This is a genomic window from Macrococcus sp. CoH-51_TC_04 (genome assembly GCF_058188655.1).
Genome location: NZ_JBVGOY010000046.1, coordinates 1 through 316, shown reverse-complemented (window position 1 = coordinate 316; position 316 = coordinate 1). Strand labels below are relative to the sequence as shown.

The 316-nt window shown below is 56.6% G+C and carries 1 protein-coding gene; it reads left to right on the top strand.

The features are described 5' to 3' along the window. Window positions 1-316: hypothetical protein (locus tag ACZ2V4_RS11715; protein WP_490514950.1), on the top strand; the 316-nt coding region annotated here is incomplete at both ends.

Sequence of the window (316 nt, the reverse complement as noted above, 5' to 3'; positions counted from 1 at the left end):
ACTGGTTCAGGTGCCGTTATTCTGGTTGAGTCTAACCCTCCCGCAAACTCAGCGATCATCAAGTCGCTAGTGGCTGGTCAAAACGTTACGCTCTCCGAAGCAAACGGACTAATCACGGTCACCGCCGCGATTCCGGCAGGCACTGTATCCACGGTCAACGGCATCAGCCCGAACGGAAGCGGCAACGTGTCATTGACGGCCGCGAACGTGAACGCTGTTCCAGTCGCTGGCAACGTGACTATGACGGGCCCGCTGAACATGGGATCACAGGTGCTCAACGGTATTGCTACGCCAGTCAATCCGAGCGATGCAATTC